The 18,527-nt window shown below is 67.6% G+C and carries 17 protein-coding genes; 16 read left to right on the forward strand and 1 reads right to left on the reverse strand.

Going from position 1 to position 18,527, the window contains the following annotated elements:
• The first annotated feature begins 37 nt into the window (after positions 1-37).
• From ACHZD8_RS07515 to ACHZD8_RS07555, 9 genes are all read left to right on the forward strand, one after another.
• Positions 38-1,054, forward strand: a complete 1,017-nt coding sequence (locus ACHZD8_RS07515) for a VOC family protein (protein WP_394769717.1) — start codon at positions 38-40, stop codon at positions 1,052-1,054.
• Between the two features lie 72 nt (positions 1,055-1,126).
• Positions 1,127-2,095, forward strand: coding sequence for a fumarylacetoacetate hydrolase family protein (locus ACHZD8_RS07520; protein ID WP_394769584.1), 969 nt, complete (start codon positions 1,127-1,129; stop codon positions 2,093-2,095).
• Entirely contained in the window at positions 2,092-3,090 is a 999-nt protein-coding gene (locus ACHZD8_RS07525; protein ID WP_394769585.1) for a cyclase family protein, read from the forward strand. Before ACHZD8_RS07520 ends, ACHZD8_RS07525 begins: the two co-directional genes overlap by 4 nt.
• A 32-nt stretch (positions 3,091-3,122) precedes the next feature.
• Positions 3,123-4,256: an FAD-dependent monooxygenase gene (locus ACHZD8_RS07530; protein WP_394769586.1), complete on the forward strand. Its 1,134-nt coding sequence runs from the start codon at positions 3,123-3,125 to the stop codon at positions 4,254-4,256.
• Complete coding sequence (locus ACHZD8_RS07535) at positions 4,253-5,257, forward strand: amidohydrolase family protein (RefSeq protein ID WP_394769587.1); 1,005 nt, start codon at positions 4,253-4,255, stop codon at positions 5,255-5,257. The genes ACHZD8_RS07530 and ACHZD8_RS07535 overlap by 4 nt, the downstream gene beginning before the upstream one ends.
• Positions 5,254-6,222, forward strand: a complete 969-nt coding sequence (locus ACHZD8_RS07540; protein ID WP_394769588.1) for a fumarylacetoacetate hydrolase family protein — start codon at positions 5,254-5,256, stop codon at positions 6,220-6,222. The genes ACHZD8_RS07535 and ACHZD8_RS07540 overlap by 4 nt, the downstream gene beginning before the upstream one ends.
• A 155-nt stretch (positions 6,223-6,377) precedes the next feature.
• On the forward strand, positions 6,378-7,880 hold the full coding sequence (locus tag ACHZD8_RS07545) for an MFS transporter (RefSeq protein ID WP_394769589.1): 1,503 nt from the start codon (positions 6,378-6,380) through the stop codon (positions 7,878-7,880).
• Positions 7,881-7,897: 17 nt separating this feature from the next.
• Positions 7,898-9,463 (forward strand): GMC oxidoreductase, encoded by a 1,566-nt coding sequence (locus ACHZD8_RS07550; RefSeq protein WP_394769590.1) that lies wholly within the window; start codon positions 7,898-7,900, stop codon positions 9,461-9,463.
• Between the two features lie 5 nt (positions 9,464-9,468).
• Complete coding sequence (locus tag ACHZD8_RS07555; RefSeq protein ID WP_394769591.1) at positions 9,469-9,837, forward strand: nuclear transport factor 2 family protein; 369 nt, start codon at positions 9,469-9,471, stop codon at positions 9,835-9,837.
• Here the strand turns inward: ACHZD8_RS07555 and ACHZD8_RS07560 are convergent.
• On the reverse strand, positions 9,834-10,040 hold the full coding sequence (locus tag ACHZD8_RS07560) for a hypothetical protein (protein ID WP_394769592.1): 207 nt from the start codon (positions 10,038-10,040) through the stop codon (positions 9,834-9,836). The genes ACHZD8_RS07555 and ACHZD8_RS07560 overlap by 4 nt on opposite strands.
• A 160-nt stretch (positions 10,041-10,200) precedes the next feature.
• Between ACHZD8_RS07560 and ACHZD8_RS07565 the strand changes: the two genes are divergently transcribed.
• From ACHZD8_RS07565 to ACHZD8_RS07595, 7 genes are all read left to right on the forward strand, one after another.
• Positions 10,201-11,484: an ABC transporter substrate-binding protein gene (locus ACHZD8_RS07565; RefSeq protein ID WP_394769594.1), complete on the forward strand. Its 1,284-nt coding sequence runs from the start codon at positions 10,201-10,203 to the stop codon at positions 11,482-11,484.
• A 53-nt stretch (positions 11,485-11,537) separates the two neighbouring features.
• The gene (locus tag ACHZD8_RS07570; protein WP_394769596.1) at positions 11,538-12,491 is read left to right on the forward strand and encodes a carbohydrate ABC transporter permease; all 954 of its coding nucleotides are present in this window, start codon (positions 11,538-11,540) and stop codon (positions 12,489-12,491) included.
• A 3-nt stretch (positions 12,492-12,494) separates the two neighbouring features.
• Positions 12,495-13,331: a carbohydrate ABC transporter permease gene (locus ACHZD8_RS07575; RefSeq protein WP_394769597.1), complete on the forward strand. Its 837-nt coding sequence runs from the start codon at positions 12,495-12,497 to the stop codon at positions 13,329-13,331.
• Positions 13,332-13,393: 62 nt separating this feature from the next.
• Positions 13,394-15,631, forward strand: a complete 2,238-nt coding sequence (locus tag ACHZD8_RS07580) for a glycoside hydrolase family 3 N-terminal domain-containing protein (RefSeq protein ID WP_394769598.1) — start codon at positions 13,394-13,396, stop codon at positions 15,629-15,631.
• Positions 15,632-15,656: 25 nt separating this feature from the next.
• Positions 15,657-16,442: an SDR family NAD(P)-dependent oxidoreductase gene (locus tag ACHZD8_RS07585; protein ID WP_394769599.1), complete on the forward strand. Its 786-nt coding sequence runs from the start codon at positions 15,657-15,659 to the stop codon at positions 16,440-16,442.
• 29 nt (positions 16,443-16,471) lie between these two features.
• Positions 16,472-17,239 carry an IclR family transcriptional regulator gene (locus ACHZD8_RS07590; RefSeq protein ID WP_394769600.1) on the forward strand — a complete coding sequence of 256 codons (768 nt, stop codon included), beginning with the start codon at positions 16,472-16,474 and terminating at the stop codon, positions 17,237-17,239.
• Positions 17,240-17,332: 93 nt separating this feature from the next.
• Positions 17,333-18,526, forward strand: coding sequence for a 4-hydroxybenzoate 3-monooxygenase (locus tag ACHZD8_RS07595; RefSeq protein WP_394769601.1), 1,194 nt, complete (start codon positions 17,333-17,335; stop codon positions 18,524-18,526).
• Position 18,527 lies beyond the last annotated feature (1 nt).

Raw genomic sequence — 18,527 nt, forward strand, 5'->3', positions numbered from 1 at the left:
GGGGAATCCTCCCCACGCTTCAACGAAAGGATCGATGATGATCAAACTCCTCTCCCATCTGTCGTATGTGGCGGTCACCTCGCCCGACGTGGAGGCCTCAGTCGATTTCTACGTCACGCAGGTGGGGCTCAGCGTCGTCGACCGCATCGACGGCGCCGTGTACCTGCGCTGCTGGGGCGACTACTACGCGTACAGCCTCGTGGTGATCCCCGGCACCGAGCCGTCGCTCGCCACCATGGCCTGGCGAACCTCGAGCCCCGAGGCGCTCGAAGAGGCCGCCCGCCTGCTCGAAGCCGAGGGTGTCGACGGCGAGTGGTTCGACGGTCCCTCGATCGGTCGCGCATACCGCTTCGTCGGCCCCTGGGGCCACAGCATGACTCTGCACTGGGATGTCGTGCGCCACCAGGCGCTTCCGGCCGAGGCATCCATCTACCCGGACCGTCCCGAAAAGCGCAGCAAGGTGGCGGGGGCTCCCCGTCAGCTCGACCACGTGACCATCGCCACGAGCAGTGTCGACGATTTCGCGGCCTGGTACAACCGGGTGCTGGGCTTCAGGATCATGGCCAAGACGATCCTCGACGAGGCTCCGATCTCCGTCTTCTCGGTGCTCACCACCAATGAGAAGTCCCACGACCTCGGTGTCGTCCTCGACGGCTCGACGCGCGCGGGCCGCATCAACCACTACGCGTTCTGGGTCGACACCCGCGAGGAGCTGCTCATCGCGGCCGACGTGCTCATGGAGAACGGCATCCCGATCGAGTACGGCCCGTCGATCCACGGCATCGGCGAACAGAACTTCCTCTACTACCGTGAGCCGTCGACGCTGCGCATCGAGCTCAACACGGGCGGCTACCGCAACTACGTGCCGGATTGGGAGCCGAACACCTGGAAGCCGAGTCTCGGGTCGAACAACTTCTACCGCAACAGTGCGATGCCGATGTCGATGACGGAGTCCTTCCCCGCGGCCGATGGACCGTCGGCGACCGAGGAGGGCGTGCCAGACGAGATCAAGGACGCGCTGTTCAACCCGTACGCCAAGCACGGACAGGGCTGACCCACTGGGCCGGGAACGTGGCGTCCCGGCCCCCTATCGACCACGATCGCAACGAAGCGAGGACCGAATCTCATGGTGAACCACACAATCAACGCTCCGTACGCGCTGGCCCGATACCGGAACGGCGAGGAGGTCGTGCTCGGCGTCGTGCGCGGCGATCGCATCCGTCCGGTCACCCCCGAAGACCTGGGGGTGCAGGGTCTCAATGCGTTGCTCGCTCTCGGGACGCCGGGTTGGGAGCGAGTGGCCGCGCTGGCGCAGCGTGACGATGGCTGGCTCCCGCTCGAGAGCGTGACCCTCACCGCGCCGGTCACCCCGCGCCAGGTGCTGCAGACCGGGGCGAACTACCGCGCGCACGTCATCGAACTGGTGGCGGCCGGGCTCACCCAGGATCAGACGCGCACCCCCGAGGAGGCCCGCGCGTTTGCCGCCGAGCTCATGGATCGCCGCAAGGCAAATGGAGAACCGTACTTCTTCATCGGCCTCCCCGCCTGCGTCGTGGGTGACGACGTGCCCCTGGCCCTGCCCGGCTACAGCGACGTGCATGACTGGGAACTCGAGCTGGCCGTGGTAATCGGTCGTGAGACATTCCGGGTGTCGCGTGACGAGGCGATGGAACATGTGGCCGGGTACACGATCGTCAACGACGTGACGACGCGTGACCTGGTCTTCCGTAAGGACATGAAGGAGATCGGCACCGACTGGTATCGCGCCAAGAATGCACCGGGCTTCCTTCCCACCGGTCCGTTTCTCGTGCCGGCATCCTTCATCGATCCGAGCGACGTCAGGCTGCACCTCGAGCTCAACGGTGAGACCATGCAGGACGCCTCGTCCAACGACCTGCTGTTCGACATTCCCGCCCTCGTGTCTGGTGCGTCCCAGACGATGCCCCTGCTTCCCGGCGACCTGCTGCTGACCGGGAGTCCAGCGGGCAACGGACAGCACTGGAAGCGATTCCTGCGCGACGGAGATGTGATGACCGGCAGCATCGAAGGCCTGGGCACCCAGGTCGTTCGTTGCGTGGCGGAGTCGGCGCGATGACCACTCCCGGAGAGGACCCGACGGCGCTCGACCGCTCAAACCCCGAGGCGGAGATCGCGCTTCGGGCGGAGGCGTACCGCAACTGGGGGCGGTGGGGCGCAGACGATGTTCTCGGCACTCTGAACTTCATCGACGAGACCAAGCGCGCCGCCGCGGCCCGACTCGCCACCACCGGGCGGGTGATCTCGCTCTCCCAGTCCTTCGACATGAACGGGCCGCAGAATGGTTGGCGCCGGCGCACCAATCCCGTCCACACAATGCTGGACACCGGAACGGACGCCGAGCGGGGGTCGCAGGGATTCCCGCACGGAATCGGTGGTGCGGACGACATCATCGCCATGCCGCTTCAGTGCTCGACCCAGTGGGACGGGCTCGGTCACATCTTCGATCACGGAATGGCGTGGAACGGCCGACGGGCGGGGGACGTCGTCACGAGCGACGGCGACCTCGTCACGGGCATCGAGCACGCGGCATCCGTCATCGTCTCCCGGGGAGTGTTGCTGGACCTCGGCCGTCACCTGGCCCCGGACTCCGCCGAGCTGCCCGACGGCTATGCCATCACTGCCGCAGACCTGGACGCCTGCGCGCGTGCCCAGGGCGAGTCGAGTGCAGTGGGTCGCGGCGACATCGTGCTCGTGCGCACCGGCCAGCTCGCGCGGGTGTGTCGCCTGGGGTGGGGGGAGTACGCGGGTGGCCCGGCACCCGGGCTGTCCCTCGCGACCGCCGGATGGCTGCACGGCACCGAGATCGCCGCCATCGCGACCGACACCTGGGGCTTCGAGGTTCGGCCGAATGAGTTCGACGTGCCCGCCTTCCAGCCCCTGAATCAGGTCGTCATCCCTAATATCGGTCTCACGGTGGGGGAGATGTGGGATCTGGAGGAACTCGGCGCGCACTGCGCATCGACGGGTCGTTACGAGTTCCTGCTGTCGGCCCCTCCGCTGCCCATCACGGGAGCGGTCGGGTCGCCGGTGAACCCGGTCGCGATCTTCTAAGCCGTACACCAACAGAACAGAGAGGTTCTCAGATGACTGCAGTACAGAGAGTCGCCATTGCCGGAAGCGGCGTCGCAGCCCTCGCCGCGGCAATCCAGCTCGCCAAGGCCGGCGTGCAGGTGGAGGTATTCGAGGCCAAGCCCGAACTCGGCACCGTCGGATCGGGCATATCCCTGCAGGGCAACGCCCTCCGTGTCTTCGACGCCCTGGGCGCCTGGGACGACATCCGCGCGGCGGGGTTCCCCTTCGAGGGCCTGACTCTCCGTGCCCCCGGGCCCGGGGCGGCCGTCGTGGCCGAACTTCCCGACGTCAAGTCGGGTGGACCCGATTACCCGGCGGCGATGGGGATGCCGCGCGCCGATCTCGCGCGCATCCTCTTCGACCATGCCGTCGCGGCTGGCGCGCGGGTTCGCTTCGACGCCCGGGTCACGGGGTTGCGGCAGACGGAGCAAGGCGTTGAGGTTCTCGTCAATGATGAGCCAGTCGGCGTGTTCGACCTGCTCGTCGGGGCCGACGGAGTCAACTCCGCGGTGCGCGAGCTCATCGGAATCGAGACCAGGCCCCAGCCCACCGGGATGGGGATCTGGCGGGCCTTCGTCTCCCGGCCGGCCGACGTGCCGCGCAGCGAGCTCTACTACGGCGGTCGGATGTACATCGCGGGCTACACCCCGACGGGCGACAACAGCATGTACGCCTTCCTCGTGGAGAAGGCGCAGGACCGGTCCGGGGTCAGCGAGGGGGAGGCGACCCGGATCATGATCGACGAGTCGCGCGCCTACGACGGACCGTGGAACTCGGTGCGCGCCGACCTCGAGGCGGGCGCCCCTGCCAACTACACGTGGTTCACCCAGCATCTCGTCGAGGCGCCGTGGAACCGCGGTCGGGTCGTCATCATCGGGGATGCCGCGCACAGCTGCCCTCCCACGATCGCCCAGGGCGCCGCGCAGGCGCTGGAGGATGCGCTCGTGCTGACCGAGCTGCTCGTGGCGGCCGACACCCTCGACCAGGGGGTCTGGGACGCCTTCCACGCACGCCGGCTGCCTCGCGCCGGGGCCGTCGTTTCGGCCTCCGTGCAGCTGGGCCAATGGCAACTCGACGGGGATCGCGACGCAGACGCGGGCGGTCTCATCTTCGGAATCGCGAAGAAGATGGCGGAACCCGCATGATCACCGACGTTCACGCGCACCTGTTGATGCCTGCACTCCAGGCAGAGGTCGAGCGCCGCGCCCCCGACCTCGTGCAGGAGGCGGCGGCACTCGAGCTGAGGCGCAACGGGGCGGCCTCGATTGCGGCCTCCGGACGGATGATCGGCGAGCGGATCCCCAAGCTGATGGATCCCGCGGCGCGGCTTGCCGCCATGGACGCCCAGGGCGTCGACCGCCAGTGGGTGAGCGCCTCACCCAACCACTTCTATCCCGGTGTGCCAGAGGGCCTCGCGGTGTGGACGGCGATCGAGGCGAACCGTCTCATCGCCGAACACGTGGCGAGCGCACCGGATCGACTGATCGGGTTGGGGCTCGTGCCGCTGCAGCATCCGACTCGCATCGTGGAGTGTCTCGACGACGCGGTGCTCGGTCGCGGACTCGTCGGAGTCGAGATCTCGTCCTTCGCCGGAGATGTCGAGCTCTCCGACGAGCGGTTGGAGCCGTTCTGGGCACGCGCCGAGGAACTGGGCTGCGTCGTGTTCCTGCATCCCTTCGGGTGCAGTCTCGATGAACGTCTCGACCGGTTCTACCTCTCGAACACCGTGGGCCAGCCGACGGAGAACGCGGTTGCCTTGTCGCACCTCATCTTCGCCGGCGTTCTCGACCGGTATCCCGGCCTGAAGATCGTCGCGGCCCACGGTGGCGGCTACCTGCCGACGGTGATCGGCCGGTCCGATCGCGCGTGGCGGGTGAGGCCGGAGGCGCACGGCTGCGAACACGCTCCCTCCTCTTATCTGTCGCGCATCTGGTTCGACACGGTGGTGCACGACGTGCGCACTCTTCGCGCACTCGTCGAAGTGGCGGGTGCCTCGCAGGTGATGCTCGGCAGCGACTTCCCCTTCGACATGGGGCTGGACGATCCCGTGGCCGAGGTGCGCGAGGCCGGGTTCGGCGAGGATGTCCTGCGTGGCATCCTCGGTGAGAACGCCGACTCGATCCTCGCGAGCCGCGTGACGGCATGAGGATCGGCCGCTGGCTCGACCCCGCGGGCCGCGTCGGGGAGGGTTTCGTGATCGACGATCGCGTGGTGCCGTTCCCCGACGGAGCGACCGTCGCCGAGGTTCTCGAGTCGGGGCTCGCCGCGGCTCACGCCCTGCGCGCGCGTGCCGTCTCCGGCGGATCAGCCCTGGCCGCTGTGCGGCTGCTGGCTCCGCTCTGGCCCGCGTCGATCCGGGACTTCGTGGCCTTCGAGGAGCACGTCGAGGGCGTGACCGCCTCCATCGATGGCGCGGGCGGCGTTGTGCCTGAATGGTACGAGGCGCCGACGTTCTACTTCACGAACCCGCACACCGTGCTGGGCCCGGACGAGCCAGTGGCGCCCCCGGTGTGCGACCGCCTCGACTTCGAACTCGAGCTCGCCGTCGTGCTGGGCGGCGCCCCGGATGCCGACGGCAGAAACCTCACCCGGGAGGAGTCGGCGGACCGCATCTTCGGCTACACGATAATGAACGACTGGTCGGCGCGCGACCTCCAGGCCCGAGAAATGAAGGTGCGTCTGGGGCCGGCGAAGGGCAAGGACTTCGGCACGTCGCTCGGTCCCTGGATCGTCACCGCCGACGAACTCGCCCCGCGCCTCGATGCCGACGGATTCCTCGCGCTGCGCGCAGAGGTGTTCGTCAACGACGTGCCGATCGGCGAGGACCTCGTCTCCAACATGGGCTGGCCGTTTCCGGAGCTCATCGCCTACGCCTCGCGCAACTCCAGAGTCGTCGCGGGAGACGTCCTCGGCTCCGGCACTGTCGGCAACGGGGGATGCCTCGCCGAACTGTGGGGGCGCAACGGCGGCCTCACTCCGCCTCCGCTGCGCGAGGGGGACGAGGTTCGCATGACCATCGACGGCATCGGCACCCTGACCGGCACCGTCGGCGCCGCCGTCGCCGCTCCGCCCGTGGCTCCCGCGCGAAGCAGGTCGCGAGCGCGCCACTGATAAGTGGATATGGCGAGTGCTTATGTTGAAAATAGGCAAAAGACGGTATAGAATGGCGGAGACGTTGGGGCCCCCGGGGGCCCGTTCCCACCACGAGTTCGCGTGTGGGGCACAACCGGTCTCGTCGACGGCCCGTTCGTACGGGCAGACCTCCGATGACACTCTCCCCTCTGCGCCTCCGGCTCCTTCTGGCGTCTCTTCTCACCGTCTCGTTTCTCGGTGCCCTCGACCACACGATCGTCTCCACCTCCCTCGCCACCATCGCGGGGGAGTTGGGCGCCCTCGGGCAGATGAGCTGGGTGATCGTGGCCTACACTCTGGCGGCAACCGTGTTTCTGCCGCTGCTGGGCAAGCTCGCGGACTCGCTCGGCGCGCGCCGGGTCTTCCTCGGGTCCCTCGCGCTGTTCGTGCTCGCCTCGGTCGCGTGCGGTCTCGCTCAGGACATGACACAGCTGGTCATCGCCCGGGTGGCGCAGGGACTCAGCTCGGCGGGCATCCAGCTGATGTCCCAGACGATCGTCGCGACCGTGACGTCGCCGCGGGAGCGTCCGCGTCTGCTGAGCATCATCGGCGCGGCCTTTCCCGTGGCGATCCTCGTGGGGCCGGTCCTGGGCGGGATCATCACCGACCACTTCGGCTGGCAGTGGGTCTTCTGGATCAACGTGCCCTTCGGCGTCGTGGCTCTCGGCTTCGCCGTCGTGGCGATCCCCCACATCGACGGGAATGTCCGCGGGCGCTTCGATGTGGCCGGTGGCGTCACCTTCACCACGGCGATCGTGTCCCTCGTACTGGCCGTCTCGGGCGTGACCCAGCCCGGCCTCACGGGCGTCTCGGTGGCACTGTTGGCCCTGTCCGCCGCATCTCTCGTGGCCTTCTTCGTCATCGAGCTGAGGGTGGATGACCCGTTCGTGCCGCTGCGTTACTTCCGAGATCGCACGGTGGCGGCCGGGATCGCGCTCTCCGCGATCATCGGCATAGGGCTGTTCTCGGTCGTCTCGTACATGCCCACCTTCATCCAGATGGCCTATCGCACGACCGCCACGGTGTCGGGACTCGTGCCCATCGCCACGGTGTTCGGGATGCTCGTGAGCAGCCTCGTCACGGGCTGGCTGTCCAGCCGCAGCGGCCACTATCGCGTCTTCGCGATCTTCGGCACCTCCGTCGCCACCGCGGGACTGGCCATCATGGCCCTGCTCCCCGCCGGGCTCCCGCTGTGGGTGCCGATGGCCGTCATGGCCCTGGTCGGCGTCGGCACCGGTTCGTTCATGAGCCTGGTGATCGCCGTGGTGCAGAGCGCCGTGCGCCGCAGCGAGACCGGGTCGGTCACCGCGACCGCCGCCCTTGTTCGGCAGGTCGGCGCCACCGTCGGCACGGCGGTCATCGGCGCGGTCATCGGCGCCGGCGTCCTCGCGGGGCTTCCCGCCGGTCTGGATGACTCCACCCTCACCCCAGCGGTCGCCCGAGGTCTCAGTGAATCCCTTCAGGCCCACATCGCGGGGGTGTACGGCGACGTCCTCAGGCCGGTGTTCGCCGGTCTCGCGCTGGTCTACGCCCTGGGGATCATCGCGGCCGTTCTGCTCCCCGCCGGTCGGCTGTCCGACGAGACGGCCGAGTCGGAATCCGACAGCCAGCCCGAATCCCAACCACAGTCCGCGTGACACTCGAAGGAGAGACCATGTCTACCACCCCCACCGTCGCCATTGTCGGCAGCGGCCCGATCGGTGCCGCCTACGCTCGAGTGATTCTCGAGTCCAACCCCGCCGCCCGAGTCGTGATGTTCGAGGCCGGCCCCCAGCTGACCGAGATCCCGGGCGAGAGCGTGCGGAACATCGTCGACCCGGCAGCCAAGGCCCGGGCGCGGGAGCTGTCGCAGGGCCCGCAGGCCGGCGCGTTGCGGGAGTCGCTGGGCATCCCCGCCGGAACCGTCGTCGAAGGCATGTTCACGGCGCGGCAGGGAACGCACCTCTTCGACTTCGGCGGCGACGGATCCGCGCATGCCCCGACGTTTCCGGCGGCAGCGACCGCCACCAACGTCGGTGGCCAGGGCGCGCACTGGACCTGTGCGATCCCGCGCCCCTCGGGCAGCGAGAAGGTGTCGTTCATCCCCGACTCCGAGTGGGACGGCCTCATCGCCGTCGCTGAGTCCCTCCTGCACGCCCAGAACGCGGCATTCGCGGATTCTCCGATCGGCGGCGGCATCCGCGCCCTGCTCGCCGAGGAGTTCTCCGAGCTTCCGGCAGACAGTCGCCCCAGCACCCTTCCGGTCGCCGGCGACCCCCAGCCGGACGGGTCGATGCGCTGGACGGGCACCGACATGGTGCTCGGCTCCCTGATCGACCCCGACTCCCCCCTCGCCTCGAGATTCGAACTGCGCGACCTCTCCCTCGTGCGTCGGGTCGAACTCCAGGGCGGTCGGGCCACCGGGCTCGTGGTCGAGGACCTGCGTTCCCATGAGACGTACGAGTTCGCCGCGGATGCGGTGGTCGTCGCCGCCGACGCGTTCCGGTCCCCGCAGCTGCTCTGGGCATCCGGCATCCGCCCGCGGGCGCTCGGGCACTACCTCACCGAGCACCCGGTCGTGATCTCGACCGTCGCGCTGGACGCGGACAAGATGGGTCGTTTCGCGACCGAGGACGACCTCACGAGCGAACTCGCGCGGCGTTCCACCAACCCCGCCGACCCCGTCGCCGCAGTGAACCGCATTCCGTACTCCGAACCCGACCACCCGTTCTCCCTCCAGGTCATGTATGCGGAACTGCCGCCGTTTCAGCTGGACCCCGCCCATCCGCAGGCGGGCAACCGCTGGGGGTACGTCAATATGGGCTACGGACTGCGCAAGCGCCCTCGCTTCGAGGACGGCGTCACCTTCGACGACGACGAGCTCGATTACCGCGGCTTCCCGAACATGAGCATCTGCTACGAGCTCACCGATGCCGAGAACGACGACGTCGCCCGCGCGACCGAGCTGCTGACGCGCGCCGGCGAATCGCTCGGCACCTTCGTGGCGCCCCCGCGGCTCATGCCGAACGGGTCGAGCCTTCACTATCAGGGAACCATGCGCATGGGCGAGATCGACGACGGCACCTCGGTCGCCGACCCGTACTCGAGGGTCTGGGGGCACGAGAATCTGATCGTGGGAGGAAACGCTCTGATTCCCACTGCCACCTCGATGAACCCGACCCTGATGAGTGTCGCCCTCGCGGTGCGTGGCGCTCGCCGTCTCGCGGCGGAGCTCGGGTAGTCACGGTGAGCGACAACCGCACGATCGTCACCGAGTTTGCGCGCCTCTTCTACACGGAGCGCGACGTCGAAACCGCGTTCACGAGCTTCGTGGCCGAGGACTACATCCAGCACAACCCGACGATTCCGGATGGCCGCGACGCCGCGGTCGCGATGCTGACGCCGAAGTTCTCCACTCCTGGTGCCGCGTTCGAGATCCAGCGGATCCTCATCGACGGTGACTTTGCGCTCGTCCATGTTAGGGCGACCTTTCCGGGCAATCCGGTGGCCGCGGTCGCGGATATCTACCGCCTCAACGGGGGCAAGGTCGTTGAACACTGGGACGTATTGCAGCGCATGCCGGACGAGGTCGCCAACGACCACCCGATGTTCTAGTAGCCCGAGTCGGCCTCCGTCACCTCGTGCCGAAGCAGGACCACCGCGCCCCGCAGCCCCCAGGGCCTCGCGGGGGCGTCCGCGGCGTAGACCGGCATCGTGATCGGGGTGATCGCAGACTCCGGGAGCGCCGCGTTGGCGGTGAACCGGTTCGCCCAGGTGTTGGTGACGGCGATCTCGATGCGGGTGATCGACTGCGTCAATTTCGCCCTTTCGAGCCCATCGACACCGCAAATGTCCAAAAAGCTAATGCTTATGTCTCAGACGTGCGCAAGTCGGTAGGCTCGATCTTGCCAACCTCTCGTTGGCGACTTGCTCCGCGATAAGCAGAGTTTGACAATGCCGTCAAGAAAGGTCCGCTCGATGTCACAGCCAACTCGGAGCGCGCGACGCGCTCTTGCGCCCGCTGCTCTTTCCCTCCTCGCCGTGAGCGCGCTCGTGCTCTCCGGATGCGCCTCCACCGCCGCCCCCAAGGCCGAGGTCAAGGCGTTCACCCTCTATGCGCCGGTGGCAGAGTCCGGCGGGTCGCCATACAAGGCTCTTGCCGACGCGTTCATGAAGGCCAACCCCAGCTACAAGATCACGCTGGAAGAGGCGGGTGGTGACACCTACGGTCAGGGGCTGAGCACGAAGCTCCAGGCCGGCAACGCCGCGGACGTCTTCGAAGTCGCCCCCGGACGTGGCCAGAACTTCAGCGTGCTCAGTCTCGCCGAGGCCGGCTACCTGTTGCCCCTCGATGACACCAACGCGAAGACGACCGTCCCGGCCGGCAACGAGGCAATGTTCAAGTCCGGAGGCAAGCTCTATGCACAGGGGCTGGACTTCACCGTCGCGGCCATCGTCGCCAACCTTGCTCTCATGCAGAAGGACGGCATCTCCGCCTACCCCACCACGTACTCCGAGCTGCTCAAGGACTGCGCCGTCGCCAAGGACCATGGGCACTCCTTCTTCGTGATCGCGGGATCGATGGTGCCGAACACCGGCTTCTTCTCCATGGTGATGTCCGGCGATCTCGTCTACGGCCCCAATCCGAACTGGAACGTCGACCGGCAGAAGAAGAAGGTGACCTTCGCCAAGGACAAGGGCTGGAACACCACGCTCGACCGCTTCACTGAGTTGAAGACCGCGGGATGCTTCCAGGCGTCTCCGGAGGCCGGAACGTTCGACACCATCACCAACAACCTCGTGGGTGAGGTCTCCTACGCCGGAGTGATTCCCTCCGGCGCTGCGTTCGGTCTCGGCGGCGCCAACCCCAAGGCCAACTTCGTGGTGAACCCCTTCCCGGGCGTCAAGGCCTCCGACAATGTCGTCTCGGCGAGCGTCAACTACGCTCTCGCGATCAACGCCAAGTCGCCGGCCGCCACGGCGGCCAAGAAGTTCCTCAACTTCGCCTCGAGCAAGGACGGTTCGGGAGTGTTCCCCAAGGTTTCGGGCAACCTTCCCGTGGTGGGTGCCGACTTCGGAGCCCTGCCTCCCCAGTACGGCGGTGTGGCCGAGCTCCTGACGAAGGGCCGCACCTACGCCCTTCCCAACTCGGCCTGGGACTCCGCCGAGGTCTACAACGCGCTGGGCACCGGCGTGCAGGGACTGTTCACCGGCCAGGCAAAGGTGAAGGATGTCCTGACGGCAATGGACGCGGCCTGGTAGCCCACGGTCACAGCCGATATTGAAGTCTCCAGCCAGAGGAATCGACCAGAGCAATGACGCAACTCACCACCCCCTCGATTGATTCTCGCGGCACCCGGGTGGCGGAGGCCGGACACCCGTCCGGCCCCCGTCGCCGCCCCAAGCTCGTTCGCCACGGTTCGTGGTGGTGGGCGATGCCGGGGCTGCTGGCGGTGCTGGGCGTGCACTACGTGGCCACGAGCATCGGCGGCGCGTACGCCTTCACCGACTTCAAGGGCATCGGATCCTTCAATTGGATCGGGTTCGACAATTTCGCCAAGATCGTCGGGGATCCCAAAGTCTTCGGGTCGATCGGCAACACGCTCTTCCTCGCAATCTCCTTCCTCGTCATCACCAACGTGGTTGGACTGGCGTTCGCGCTCGCCCTCAATCGTGGCATCCGAAGCCGGTACATCCTGCGGACGCTCCTCTTCCTGCCGGTTGTGCTCAGCCCGCTCGCGGTGTCCTACATCTTCCGCTTCATCTTCCAGGTGAACGGCCCATTCAACATCGCTCTCGGCGCGGTGGGTCTGGGGAGCTGGCAGAAGGCCTGGCTCGCGGATCCCACCTGGGCGATCTTCACCATCCTCGCGGTCATGGTCTGGCAGAACATCGGCATGGCGATGATCATCTATCTCGCTGGACTCGCCACCGTGCCGATCGAGATCGAGGAGGCCGCCGCCATCGACGGAGCCGGCCCGTTCGGTCGCTTCCGCCACATCACGCTCCCGCTCATCCAGCCGGCCGTCGCGATCTCGACAACACTCGCGCTGACCACCGGCCTTCGAGTGTTCGACCAGGTGCAGGGCATGACCCGCGGCGGCCCATACGGCGCCACGGACACGCTCTCCACCGTGATCTACCGCGAGACGTTCGCCAACGGGCACTTCGGCTACGGCGCCGCCCTGTCTCTCGTCTTCACCATCATCGTCGTCGCGGCGGCAGCACTCCAGCTGTTCGTCACGCGCGACCGGAATGCAAGGAAGTAGTCGATGTTTCGCTACACGAAGTGGACCCTTGTGCGGGAGATCGTGATGTGGGCGGCGGCCCTGTTCATGCTGCTGCCGTTCTACCTGCTGGTGAACACCTCGCTCAAGACCGCGGCGGACGCCATCGGAACCCCGGCCTTCGAACCCGCGACGAGGCCGACGCTGAACAGCTTCGTCGAGATCTTCCAGAGCGGAGGATCGAGCACTCTCCTGCTCGGCCTGTTCAACAGCGCGGTGATCACCGCCGGCTCGGTCATCGGCCTCATCGTCTTCGGCGGGGCCTGCGCCTACGTGCTGGCCCGGCGGCTGACCCGGGTGAGCACGACCGTCTACTACCTCGTGCTCGTGGGAATCGTGGTTCCGACGCAGTTGGGGCTCGTGCCTCTGTACATCGGGGCGCGGTCGATCGGTCTGCTGGGCAGCCCGGTAGGAATGGCGGTGATCTACACGGCGATGCTCATGCCTCTCGCCGTCTTCCTCTACGGCGGTTTCGTGCGGGCGCTCCCGACCGAGTACGAGGAGGCGGCCACCCTCGATGGGGCGTCCCCCCTGCGCGCCTACGTTCAGGTGGTCTTTCCCCTCCTCGCCCCGGCGACCGGCACCATCGCGATCCTGACCGGGATCATCGTGTGGAATGATTTCTTCACTCCGCTGATCTTCCTCAACGGTTCGAGCGCCGCAACGCTCCCCGTCGTGGTCTACAGCTACGTCACGGGGCTCGTGACCAACTGGAACAACATCTTCGCGGTGCTGATCGTGGCCCTGATCCCGATCACGGTGCTGTATCTCATCATGCAGAAGCGCTTCATCCAGGGATTCAGCGGCGGGCTCAAGAGCTGACCGGGTCACGGCAGAAGCCGGGGTTCGCTGGTCGGTGCGGGAAGACCCGGTAGGGGATGGTCATGGCAGGAGACAGTATCTCTGCGGAGTCCGGCGTGAGCGGTCTGATCGCGCGGCCGACGCCCGAGAGCGAACGAGAGATCGAGATCGTGCTTGGCGAAATGAGCTGGGACGACAAGCTCGCCCAGCTACAGATCGCGTATCGCCCGAACTTCGACGACGCGGCCGAACTGGTGCGATCGGGAATCGGAGCCGTCTTCTGGCCGGGCAACGCGGAGAAGACCAACGAACTCCAGCGGATCGCCCGGGAGGAGACGCCTCACGGCATTCCGCTGCTCGTCGGACTCGACGTAATTCACGGCCAGTACACGATCTTCCCGACTCCCCTCGCGCAGGCGAGCAGCTTTGACCCGGAGGTGGCGGCGAGCGACGCGAGGGTCTCCGCGATCGAGGCCACGAGCGGGGGTGTGAACTGGACGTTCTCCCCGATGGTCGACGTCTCGACCGACCCTCGCTGGGGTCGCGTCGTCGAGGGGTTCGGCGAGGACCCGTTCCTTGCCGGGAGATTCGGGGCGGCGAAGATCGCGGGCTATCAAGGGGTCGAGGGAGGCACCTCGACCTCCTTGCTGGCCTGCGCGAAACACTTCGTGGCGTACGGACTCGCCGAGGGCGGCCGCGACTACAACACGGTGGACGTGTCGGAGAACCGGTTGCGGAACACCTACCTTGTGCCGTTCCGCGACGCCGTGAAGGCGAACGTGGCGAGCGTCATGGCATCCTTCAACACGGTCGGCGGTCGCCCCATGCACTCGCACGAGCGCTTGCTGACCGACGTGCTGAAGCGCGAGTGGGGGCACGAGGGAATCGTCGTCGGGGACGCCGAGGGCGTGGTCGAGCTGGTGAAGCACGGCGTCGCCGAAGACGAGAGCGCAGCGATCGCCCAGTCGCTGCGGGCGGGACTCGATGTCGAAATGGGCGGGCACGTCATCGACCGATCCGGGCACGCGGTGGTCTCGGCGGACGACGTGCCGGCGAGCCGGATCGATGACGCCGTTCGCCGGGTGCTCCGCCTGAAACACGCGCGGGGCCTCTTCGATTATCCGTTCGTGCAACCGGGCCTCGAGGTGCGCGAGCCCGACAATGACACCCGCAGAGTCGCGCGGCGGGCGGCCGGGCGGTGCGCTGTGCTGCTCAAGAATGACGGCGCCCTGCCGATTCCGTCGACGGTGCCCTCGCTCCTGATCGTCGGGCCGTACGCGGAGAGCACCGACCATCTGGGAGCCTGGACGCAGTCCTTCGCCGCTCCCGCCCGGTCGATTGCCGACTGCCTTCGCGAGGCCCTGCCCGCGACCCGCGTCACGACCCTGACCGGTGCCGGGTTCTTCGACACCGATCGGCGGATGCAGGTCGACGCGGCCCGGGCGGCGCTGGAACACGACTTCGTCGTCGTGGCGGTGGGCGAACCATCCTCGCTGTCGGGTGAGGCGAGCTCGCGCAGCGACATCACACTGACCGGAGACCAGGCCGCGCTCATCCTGGCCATAGCGGGCACCGGCGTTCCGTTCGCCGTGGTACTCGTCACCGGCCGTCCGCTCGTGATGAGCGAGTGGATCGAGAAGAGTGGCGCGGTGCTGCTGACCTGGCATCTCGGCACCGAGGCACCGGAGGCGATAGTCGACCTGCTGCTGGGTGCCGTGAGCCCGGGCGGGAAGCTCGCCATGAGCATCCCGCGTTCGGTCGGCCAGATTCCGATCTACTACAACCACGAGAGCACGGGCCGGGCCGCCAGCATCCGGGGAACGCTGGAGCATTCCGAGATCGATGTGGCACTTGTCGGTCCCGGCAACACCGACGACTACTTCACCTCCAAGTACCTCGATCTGGAGCTCGGGCCCCAGTTCGAGTTCGGGCACGGCCTCAGCTACACGAGCTTCGAGATGTCGGCCCCGGAGGTTCTGCCCCGTACGCTTGATCGTGAAACCCTTTCGACCCGCGGAGTCCGTGCCTCGGTGTCGGTGACGAATACGGGCGCGGTGCTCGGTGACGAGGTCGTGCAGTTGTACATCCATGACCTGGTGGCGAGCATCGCCCAGCCGGTGCGAAGGCTGAGAGGCTTTCGACGGGTCACCCTGGAGCCCGGCCAATCGGCGACCGTCGAGTTCGTGCTCGGCCCCGAGGATCTCGGGTTCTGGGGCGATGGCGCGTCACCCGAGCTCGTCGTGGAACCGGGAGACTTCGAGATCTTCGTCGGCGGGTCACTCGCCTCGGCGAAGGCCTCCCGAATCACTCTCGTCGCGTAGTCCGGGCGCGAACCGAGGACACGGGATGACGGCATCAGAGGTCACCGAGCTCTTCTCCCTCGAGGGAATGGTCGCCGTGGTGACGGGAGCGACCAGCGGCATCGGACTCGCCACGGCCGAGGCCTTCGCCTCGGCCGGCGCTACGACGGTTCTCACCGGACTCGAGCACGAGCATCCAGGGCGCGCCGCCGCACGAATCGCCCACGAACGCGGATGGGCCATCGAGGGCCGGACGCTCGATGTGACCGACAATCGCGCGCTGGAGGACCTGGTCGACTCCGTCGTCCTGGCCCACGGCCGTCTCGACGTCGTGTTCTGCAATGCCGGGGTCGCGCTCGACACCGGTCCGCATGCTGGCGGCACCGAGGACCAGCTCGAGGCGATGTTCGACGTTCACGTCCGCAGCGTCATCGCGATGGCCAACCTCACCCTGCCCGTGATGGCGAGGGGTGGAGGGGGGACCTTCCTCATCATGTCGAGCATCGCGGGCGTTCGGGGCAACCGGATTCTCGGTCAGTACGGCATCACGAAGGCGGCGAATGCCCAGCTTGCCCGCAACCTCGCCGTGCAGTGGGGCGATCGGAACATCCGGGTCAATTCCATCGCCCCCGGGGTCATCGACACCGACTTCGCGCGCGCGATCACGTCGGATTCCGAGCTGGCCGACGCGCGCCTGGCGAAGACCCCGCTGCGTCGTTTCGGTGAGCCGTTCCACATCGCCGGGACCGCCCTCTGGCTGGCGTCACCGGCCGGCTCGTTCGTCTCGGGCCAGAACATCATCGTGGACGGGGGAACGGTCATCAGCGATTGACCGTGGGATGGCACCGCTACCATTGCGCCATGGCAGGCAACCGCTCGTCCGACGACACGCGCTCGGTCGCCGAACGCGTCTTCGCGATTGCCGACGCATTCGGCGGGCCGGGCAGCGACGACCTGACGCTCGGCGAGATCGCCCGCCGGAGCGGGTTGCCGTTGTCCACCACCCACCGGCTCGTCACCGAGTGGGTGGAGTGGGGCGGAATCGTGCGCACCGACGAGGGCCGCTACCGCGTGGGGATGCGGTTGTGGAAGCTCGGCATGCGGGCGCCGACGGCCCGCCGGCTGCGCACCGTCGCCCGGCCGTACCTCGAGGATCTCTACGAGCTCACGAGGGAGAACGTGCACCTCGCGGTGCGGGATGGGCTGGGCGCGCTGTACCTGGAGCGGTTTTCGGGGCGGGGCGCCGTGCCGGTGATCTCGGAGGTGGGCAGCCGTCTTCCCCTGCATGCCACCGGCGTCGGGCTGGTGCTGCTCGCCTTCGCCCCCGCAGACGTGCTCGAGCAGGTGGTGCAGGCCGGTCCGCGCCGGTATCTGCCGAACACGATGACCACAGACCGCGAGCTGCGACCGCGGCTCGCCGACATCCGCGCCAGGGACCTCGCCGTCTCCGTGAACGAGATGACGGAGGACTCCTTCTCCGCCGCGGCGCCGATCCGGGATCACACCGGCGAGGTGGTGGCGGCCGTCTCCATCGTGGCGCACGCCGACCGCAGTGCGGATCCGCAGTTTCCGCTCGCCGTGAGCGTCGCGGCTCGAGGGATCTCCCGGGCGCTCGGCTGGCGGGCCTGACGTCCGTTCTTCCACTCAATGGAATCACCGTGGCGGCGGGTTCGCCGTTTCGGGACAGTGGACCAACCATTCCCACCGTCGCGAAGGTCCGCAGTGAACATTCGAACCACGGTCGCCATCATCGGCGCCGGTCCCGCGGGTCTCCTCCTCGGACATCTGCTCGAGAAATCGGGCATCGACTTCGTCATCGTCGAGCAGCGCTCGCGCGAGTACATCCTGTCCCGCGTGCGTGCCGGGGTGCTCGAGCAGTCCTCGGTGGATGTTCTCGCCTCGCTCGGACTGGACTCCCGGCTGCGTGAGGCGGGCCTCGTGCACGACGGCATCTACCTGCAGTACGCCGGCACTCGGCACCGCATCGACTTCAAGGCCCTCATCGACCGCACCGTGACCGTCTACGGCCAACAGCAGGTCGTCAACGACCTCATGCTCGCGCACGACGCCCTCGGCTCCGCCGTCTACTTCGAGTCGAGCGCCGTGCTTCCGCGCGGCATCGACACCCCGCATCCCTCGGTCGACTTCGTCAACGACGGGGTCGCCTTCACCGTCGACGCCGACTTCATCGTCGGGGCAGACGGGTTCCACGGCGTCTGCCGCACGCTCATCCCGGCCGGGGCCATCACGTCGTACGAGCGGGAATTCCCCTTCGCCTGGCTCGGCATCCTGGCCAACGTCGCCCCCTCGACCGACGAATTGATCTACGCGCTGCACGAGGACGGCTTCGCGATGCACTCCATGCGGTCCCCGTCGGTCTCCCGGCTCTACCTGCAGGTGGACCCCGGCGAGTCCATCGACGACTGGAGCGACGCCCGCATCTGGGACGGGCTGCACACCCGCCTCGGAGTGGACGGGTGGACGCTGCACGAGGGCGAGGTGACGGAAAAGTCGATCACGCCGATGCGCAGCTTCGTCGCCTCCACCCTCGAGCACGGCAGCCTGTACCTCGTCGGCGACGCCGGCCACATCGTGCCGCCGACCGGAGCCAAGGGCCTCAACGCCGCCATCTCCGACGTCGCGATGCTCGGGGCCGCCCTCACCGCCTTCTTCGCCGGCGACCGCGCGCCGCTCACGCAGTACAGCGACCGGGCCCTGCGCCGACAGTGGAAGACGCAGTACTTCTCGCAATGGATGACCGACATGCTGCACACCAGCGGCCCGGGTGCGAGCGACGCCGACCGGGCCTTCCGCCACATGAGCCAGCTCGGGCAACTCGACTACGTCACCGGATCGGAGCACGCCAGGCGCGGGCTCGCCGAGCAGTACACCGGACTCCCGATCGAAGGGCTGTGAC

Origin of the sequence: Lacisediminihabitans sp. (assembly GCF_043726815.1) — a bacterium.
Lineage (GTDB): Bacteria > Actinomycetota > Actinomycetes > Actinomycetales > Microbacteriaceae > Lacisediminihabitans.

Excerpts from the sequence above, each read along its gene's own strand:
- ACHZD8_RS07515 (WP_394769717.1), top strand. The coding sequence starts at position 38 with ATGATCAAACTCCTCTCCCATCTGTCGTATGTGGCGGTCACCTCGCCC.
- ACHZD8_RS07520 (WP_394769584.1), top strand. The coding sequence starts at position 1,127 with ATGGTGAACCACACAATCAACGCTCCGTACGCGCTGGCCCGATACCGG.
- ACHZD8_RS07525 (WP_394769585.1), top strand. The coding sequence starts at position 2,092 with ATGACCACTCCCGGAGAGGACCCGACGGCGCTCGACCGCTCAAACCCC.
- ACHZD8_RS07530 (WP_394769586.1), top strand. The coding sequence starts at position 3,123 with ATGACTGCAGTACAGAGAGTCGCCATTGCCGGAAGCGGCGTCGCAGCC.
- ACHZD8_RS07535 (WP_394769587.1), top strand. The coding sequence starts at position 4,253 with ATGATCACCGACGTTCACGCGCACCTGTTGATGCCTGCACTCCAGGCA.
- ACHZD8_RS07540 (WP_394769588.1), top strand. The coding sequence starts at position 5,254 with ATGAGGATCGGCCGCTGGCTCGACCCCGCGGGCCGCGTCGGGGAGGGT.
- ACHZD8_RS07545 (WP_394769589.1), top strand. The coding sequence starts at position 6,378 with ATGACACTCTCCCCTCTGCGCCTCCGGCTCCTTCTGGCGTCTCTTCTC.
- ACHZD8_RS07550 (WP_394769590.1), top strand. The coding sequence starts at position 7,898 with ATGTCTACCACCCCCACCGTCGCCATTGTCGGCAGCGGCCCGATCGGT.
- ACHZD8_RS07565 (WP_394769594.1), top strand. The coding sequence starts at position 10,201 with ATGTCACAGCCAACTCGGAGCGCGCGACGCGCTCTTGCGCCCGCTGCT.
- ACHZD8_RS07570 (WP_394769596.1), top strand. The coding sequence starts at position 11,538 with ATGACGCAACTCACCACCCCCTCGATTGATTCTCGCGGCACCCGGGTG.
- ACHZD8_RS07575 (WP_394769597.1), top strand. The coding sequence starts at position 12,495 with ATGTTTCGCTACACGAAGTGGACCCTTGTGCGGGAGATCGTGATGTGG.
- ACHZD8_RS07580 (WP_394769598.1), top strand. The coding sequence starts at position 13,394 with ATGGCAGGAGACAGTATCTCTGCGGAGTCCGGCGTGAGCGGTCTGATC.
- ACHZD8_RS07585 (WP_394769599.1), top strand. The coding sequence starts at position 15,657 with ATGACGGCATCAGAGGTCACCGAGCTCTTCTCCCTCGAGGGAATGGTC.
- ACHZD8_RS07590 (WP_394769600.1), top strand. The coding sequence starts at position 16,472 with ATGGCAGGCAACCGCTCGTCCGACGACACGCGCTCGGTCGCCGAACGC.